The organism is Herbaspirillum sp. B65 (genome assembly GCF_000333555.1).
GTDB lineage: Bacteria > Pseudomonadota > Gammaproteobacteria > Burkholderiales > Burkholderiaceae_D > Herbaspirillum > Herbaspirillum rubrisubalbicans.
This window is the reverse complement of sequence record NZ_BADI01000341.1, coordinates 1-6,434: the sequence shown is the minus strand read 5'-3', so window position 1 is coordinate 6,434 and position 6,434 is coordinate 1. Positions and strand designations below refer to the sequence as shown.

5 protein-coding genes are annotated in these 6,434 nt (G+C 62.3%); 4 read left to right on the top strand and 1 reads right to left on the bottom strand.

The window, feature by feature from the left end; genetic code table 11:
• The 4 genes from I5W_RS08590 to I5W_RS08575 all read left to right on the top strand — a co-directional run.
• Positions 1-375, top strand: a 375-nt coding sequence (locus I5W_RS08590; protein WP_044528907.1) for an MFS transporter, incomplete at its 5' end; no start/stop codon positions are given.
• Between the two features lie 78 nt (positions 376-453).
• The gene (garD, locus tag I5W_RS08585; protein ID WP_044528906.1) at positions 454-2,022 is read left to right on the top strand and encodes a galactarate dehydratase; all 1,569 of its coding nucleotides are present in this window, start codon (positions 454-456) and stop codon (positions 2,020-2,022) included.
• A 98-nt stretch (positions 2,023-2,120) separates the two neighbouring features.
• Complete coding sequence (locus I5W_RS08580; RefSeq protein ID WP_044528905.1) at positions 2,121-3,179, top strand: lactonase family protein; 1,059 nt, start codon at positions 2,121-2,123, stop codon at positions 3,177-3,179.
• Positions 3,180-3,454: 275 nt separating this feature from the next.
• A complete protein-coding gene (locus I5W_RS08575) occupies positions 3,455-5,239 on the top strand; it encodes a methyl-accepting chemotaxis protein (RefSeq protein ID WP_044528904.1) in 1,785 nt (594 codons plus the stop codon).
• A gap of 146 nt (positions 5,240-5,385) precedes the next feature.
• Here I5W_RS08575 and kdgD read toward each other — a convergent pair whose 3' ends face one another.
• Entirely contained in the window at positions 5,386-6,306 is a 921-nt protein-coding gene (gene kdgD / locus I5W_RS08570; RefSeq protein WP_017451599.1) for a 5-dehydro-4-deoxyglucarate dehydratase, read from the bottom strand.
• Positions 6,307-6,434: the final 128 nt, after the last annotated feature.

Sequence of the window (6,434 nt, the reverse complement as noted above, 5' to 3'; positions counted from 1 at the left end):
CTGGTCGCGCAGATTCCCATCGTGGGTGGCATGTTGCTCTCCATGACCATGATCCTGTGCAATTACGTCCAGGCGCAGTGGCTGGTGGTAGGCATCATGGCCCTGGCCTTCTTCGGCAAGGGCGTGGGCGCGCTGGGCTGGGCGGTGGTGGCCGATACCGCGCCCAAGCAGATCGTGGGCCTGTCGGGCGGGCTGTTCAACATGTTCGGCAACGTCGCCGGCATCACCACGCCGATCGTGATCGGCTACATCGTCAAGCAAACCGGTTCCTTCTCCGGCGCCCTGGTCTTCGTGGGCATCAATGCTCTGGTGACCGTGATCAGCTATCTTGTCATCGTCAAGGAGATCAAGCGCGTCGAACTCAAGGACGCCTGATCGGTTTGGTCGGCGGCTTCCGGGACAGGAGCCGCCATTTCATTGGAATTGCAGCATTTTCGTCGTATGGGACTTAGCATGAGCACCGATACCACTGCCAGCCAGGCATTCACCCCGCGCTACATCATGATGAACGATACCGACAATGTCGCCATCGTCGTCAACGACGGCGGCCTGCCGGCCGGCACCGTCTTCCCGGATGGTCTGACCCTGGTCGACCGCGTGCCCCAGGGGCACAAGATCGCCTTGCGCGACCTCAAGCAGGGCGACGCCATCGTGCGCTACGACGTGGCCATCGGCTACGCCGTGCGCGACATCCCCAAGGGTAGCTGGATCGAGGAGTCGCTGGTGCAGATGCCGCCGGCGCGCGAACTCGACAACCTGCCCATCGCCACCAAGAAGCCGGCCCCGCAGCCGCCGCTGGAAGGCTATACCTTCGAGGGTTATCGCAATGCCGATGGTTCGGTGGGCACGCGCAATCTGCTGGCCATCACCACCACCGTGCAATGCGTGGCCGGCGTGGTCGAGCACGCCGTCAAGCGCATCCGCGCCGAGCTGCTGCCCAAGTATCCCAACGTGGAAGACGTGGTGGCGCTGGAACATACCTATGGCTGCGGCGTGGCCATCGATGCCCCCAATGCCGGCATCCCCATCCGCACGCTGCGCAACATCAGCCTGAACCCCAACTTTGGCGGCCAGGCCATGGTGGTCAGCCTGGGTTGCGAAAAGCTGCAACCCAACCGCCTGCTGCCGGAAAACATGATCCCCATCCACAAGGAGGGCGAACCCTACGTGGTCTGCCTGCAGGATGCGGAACATGTCGGATTCAATTCCATGATCGATTCCATCATGAAGATGGCCGAGGCCCGCCTGACCGAACTGAACAAGCGCCGCCGCGAAACCTGCCCGGCCTCCGACCTGGTGGTGGGCGTGCAGTGTGGCGGCAGCGATGCCTTCTCCGGCGTGACGGCCAACCCGGCCGTGGGCTATGCCACCGACCTGCTGGTGCGCGCCGGTGCGTCGGTGATGTTCTCGGAAGTGACCGAAGTGCGTGACGGCATCGACCAGTTGACCTCGCGCGCGATCAACGAAGACGTGGCGCAGGCCATGATCCGTGAGATGGACTGGTACGACAATTACCTGAAGCAGGGGGGCGTCGACCGCAGCGCCAACACCACTCCCGGCAACAAGAAGGGCGGTCTGGCCAATATCGTCGAGAAGGCCATGGGCTCCATCGTCAAGTCCGGTTCCAGCCCGATCTCGGGCGTGCTCGCGCCGGGCGACAAACTTCAGCAGAAGGGCTTGATCTACGCCGCCACCCCGGCCTCGGACTTCATCTGCGGCACCTTGCAACTGGCGGCTGGCATGAATCTTCATATCTTCACCACGGGGCGCGGCACGCCCTATGGCCTGGCGGCGGTGCCGGTCATCAAGGTCGCCACCCGCAACGACCTGGCGCGGCGCTGGCACGACCTGATGGACGTCAATGCCGGCCGCATCGCCAGTGGCGAGGCCACCATCGAACAGGTCGGCTGGGAGCTGTTCGAGCTGATGCTGGACGTGGCCAGCGGCAAGAAGCGCACCTGGGCCGAACAATGGAAGCTGCATAATGCACTGACCCTGTTCAACCCGGCGCCAGTGACCTGATCCTCCCTTGGGGCTCGCGTGCGAGCCCTTTTTTGTGTCGGCTTTCTGCGCGCTTCTGCGCTTTCTTATTCTCTTTTTCTCTCGTTACCTTGAACGCCTTGAACGCTATTTCCCCCCTCAAGCCGGCCACCTCCCAGGCTGGCACCACCACCGTCGCCTATATCTCCAACGCCGACAGCCAGGACATCTACGTCCTGCAACTCAACGACGATGGCAGTGTCGACCTGATCGAGCGGGTCGATACCGGCAGCAACGTGATGCCGCTGGCCATCAGCCCGGATCGCAAGCGGCTCTATGCCAGTCTGCGCGCCGCGCCCTATTCGGTGGTCAGCTATGCCATCGATGCCAGCAGCGGCAAGCTCAAGGAATTGTCCCGGGTGCCATTGGCCGACAACATGGCCAACCTCGCCACCGATCGCAGCGGGCGCTATCTGCTGGCGGCGTCCTACTTCGGTCATAAGATCTCGGTCAACGCCATCGATAGCGATGGCACCGTACAGGCGCCGCCGCTGGCGGTGATCGCCACCGGCAAGAATGCCCACTCGGTGCAGCTCGCCCCCGACAATGCCTTCGCCTTCGCCAGCAACCTGGGCAGCGACATGATCCTGCAATACCGCTTCGATGCCGCCACCGGCGCCGTCACCCCCAATACGCCGCCGGCAGTGGCGACCAAGGCCGGAGCCGGTCCGCGGCACTTCGTGTTTGCCCCGGACCAGCGCTTCGTCTATGCGATCAATGAACTCGATGCCACCGTCGACACCTATGCCTACGACCGCCAGCAAGGCCATCTGACCTGGCAGGCCAGCGATTCGGCGCTGCCGGAAGGGTTCACCAGCAGCGCAGCGCTGGCCGCCGCCGATCTGCACCTGAGCCCGGATGGTCGCTTCCTCTACGCCAGCGAGCGCGCCTCCAACACGCTCACCGGTTATCGCGTGGACCGTGCCAGCGGCAAGCTCACCCGCATCCTCAACATTCCTACCGAAACCCAACCGCGCGCCTTCCACATCGATCCGCAAGGGCGCTACCTGCTGGCCGTGGGACAGCAGGCCGGGCTGACCAGCTATGCCATCGACCGTGACAATGGCGCCTTGACGCCGTTGTTCCGCTATACCCTGGGTGGTAATCCGAACTGGGTCGAGATCATCGACCTGCCTTGATGCCGCCGCGGTGTTGTTTTTGCGCCAGTTTGCGTGCCATTTCTGCAAGACTCTTCACTTTATTGGTGGATGACATGAATTTTGCTTGATCCAGGACAGGCAGGAGGGAGTGTTGCCGTTGCACAATGTGGAAGCGAATGCTTTCTGACCACCCTAACCGGGAATTGGGGTGGTTTTGGTCAGTTTGCCGTCCGATTGCCTGTGAGGTGGGTGCTGTATCGTCAGGGCAATATTTTCATTTCATGTGTTATTAAAAAACTAAGCGGAGAGAGGGAATGCGGAATCTGACGGTTCGCTTCAGCCTGATGAGCGCGCTTGCGCTGTTTTCAATCATGATCGTGGTGGGTGCCGCAGTGGGCATCTTTGCGCTGGGCCGCGCCAACCATGCCACCGAATACGTACACGAGATCACCGAACGGGCCTTGTTGATCAACGACGTCTACAAGGATACGACCCGTACTCGCGCCGCCCATGCGCGCATCTATGCGACGTTGTCGGAAAAAGGTGATCCGGCCAATAGCGAGACGGCTTTCAAGAGTGCCCAGTCGACCTATGACCGCAGCCTGAAGTATTTGGATGACTATGCCAAGCTGCCTGATCTGGAAGGTCAGGACCCGGCGACCAAGACCGAGCTCGTCGAGGCGGCCAAGGCCTTGAACGAGACCCTGAAGAAGGCTACCGACCTGCTCAAGGCAGGCGATGTACAGGCCTATTCGCAGCTCAACAACAAATTCATCAGCCCGGGCGGAGCCCGTTTCTCGACGGCGCTCGACGCCTACCAGAAGCGCGCCATGGAGCTCAATGACAAGTTCACCGCCGAGCGCCTGCGTGAGTACAACCTGGTGGTCTGGCTGGTGGTAGCCGGCCTGATCGGCGCCATGTTCCTGGTCATCGGCGTGCACTTCATGCTGCGCAATATCGTGCTGACCCCGCTCAACCGCGCCGTGCATCTGCTGGACCTGGTGGCCAACGGCGACCTGACCACCAAGGTCGAGGTCGACAGCAGCAATGAAATCGGCCGCCTGTTCGCCGCCATCCGCAGTATGCAGCAGGCGCTGTTGACCACGGTCTCGCGGGTGCGCAGCAGTTCCGACAGCATTGATACCAGCGCCAAGGAAATCGCCGCTGGCAACATGGACCTGTCTTCGCGTACCGAGCAGCAGGCCAGCTCCCTGGAAGAGACGGCGGCCTCGATGGAGCAGTTGACCGGCACCGTCAAGCAGAATGCCGACAACGCCTTGCAGGCCAATCAACTGGCGCACTCCGCTTCGTCCACCGCCAGCAAGGGTGGGGAAGTGGTGTCCCAGGTGGTCGATACCATGCAGGCCATCAATGCCTCTTCGCGCAAGATCGTCGACATCATCAGCGTCATCGATGGCATTGCCTTCCAGACCAACATCCTGGCCTTGAACGCGGCGGTGGAAGCGGCGCGCGCCGGCGAGCAGGGCCGTGGCTTTGCGGTGGTGGCATCCGAAGTGCGTTCGCTGGCCCAGCGTTCGGCGGCCGCGGCCAAGGAAATCAAGTCACTCATCGATGATTCGGTGGACAAGGTCGAGGCCGGTAGCCAACTGGTCGAACAGGCCGGCGCTACCATGAGCGAAGTGGTCACCAGCGTGCAGCGCGTCACCGACATCGTGGGCGAGATCGCCGAAGCCAGCCGCGAGCAGAGCACCGGTATCGAGCAGGTCAACCGCGCCATCACCCAGATGGATGAAGTGACCCAGCAGAACGCCGCCCTGGTGGAACAGGCTGCTGCGGCTGCCCAGTCGCTGCAGGCCCAGGCCACCAACCTGGTGGGCGCGGTCAGCATCTTCAAGATCAATGCGCAACAGGTTGCCAGCGCACCCAAGCCGCGTGCGGCGCCGGTGGCCCCCGTGGCCCCGCCATCGGCGGCGCCAGCCCCGGCGCCCGTGGCCGCGGTCACTGCTGCGCCGGCGACTGCCAAGGCCGCTCCCAAGCTGCCGCCAGCCAAGCTGCCCCCGGCCAAGCCTGCCAAGGCGGCGCCTGCTGCGCCCAGTAGCCGTTTGAAGGATGATGCGCAGGATTGGGAAGAGTTCTGATCCTGGCGGGGCGACGCCGGCTGCGCTTGCCGGCTTGGCCCTGAATTGACTCTATATGAAGGAAAAAACCTCCGTGGCCACGGCCACGGAGGTTTTTTTTGGTCCCTATGAAGAAAAGGACCACCTTGCCCAGTGCTCCCTCGGGCTTATTGCGGACCCAGCTTCTGGATCAGGGCTGCCAGTTCTTCGTGTTCTTCCGGGGTGCAATCGGTCAAGGGCGTGCGCACCGGGCCGGCGTCATGACCGGCGATGCGGGCACCGGCCTTGACGATGGAGACGGCATAACCGGCCTTGCGGTTGCGGATGGCCAGGTAAGGCAGGAAGAATTCATCGATCAGCTTGCCCACGGTGTCGTGGTCATCCTTGGCAATGGCTTGGTAGAACTGCACGGCGGTCTTGGGGATGAAGTTGAACACGGCCGAGGAATACACCGGCACGCCCAGCGCCTTGTAGGCGGCAGCATAGACTTCGGCGGTCGGCAGGCCACCCAGGTAGGTGAAGCGGTCACCGAGCTTGCGGCGGATATGCACCATCGGTTCGATCTCGCCGATGCCATCCTTGAAGCCAATCAGGTTGGGGCAGCGCTCGGCCAGCTTTTGCAGGGTATCGGCATTGAGCTTGCAGACGGCACGGTTGTAGATGATGACGCCGAAGTTGACCGACTTGCAGACCGCTTCCACGTGGGCGGCGATGCCGTCCTGGCTGGCTTCGGTCAGGTAGTGCGGCATGAGCAGGATGCCGTGTGCGCCCAGGCGCTCGGCTTCCTGGGCATAGGCGATGGCAGCGCGGGTGGAGCCACCGGCGCCGGCGATGATGGGCACCTTGCCACGGCAGGTGTCGACGGCGGTACGGATGATGTCCGAATATTCACCCGGCACCAGGGAGAAGAATTCACCGGTGCCACCGGCGGCGAACAGGGCGCTGGCGCCATACGGGGCCAGCCATTCCAGGCGCTCGATATAGGTCTTGGGGCGGAAATCGCCTTGCTCATCGAAGTCCGTCAGCGGGAACGACAGCAGGCCGGAAGAGAGGATCTGTTTGAGGTCTTGGGGAGTGTACTGGGACATGGTTGCGCTCGACGCCGTTAAGAATGGGATGGAAATGAAGACATTGTTCTTGGTGTTGTCTCTTGAATCTCTTTATCCGTATAGGATATCAGTCATCGTACAACATAAGATTTGAGAAAGCCAGTACT

Bases quoted from the DNA above. Each gene is read 5' to 3' on its own strand.
- kdgD (WP_017451599.1), bottom strand. From the start codon at position 6,306: ATGTCCCAGTACACTCCCCAAGACCTCAAACAGATCCTCTCTTCCGGC.
- garD (WP_044528906.1), top strand. From the start codon at position 454: ATGAGCACCGATACCACTGCCAGCCAGGCATTCACCCCGCGCTACATC.
- I5W_RS08575 (WP_044528904.1), top strand. From the start codon at position 3,455: ATGCGGAATCTGACGGTTCGCTTCAGCCTGATGAGCGCGCTTGCGCTG.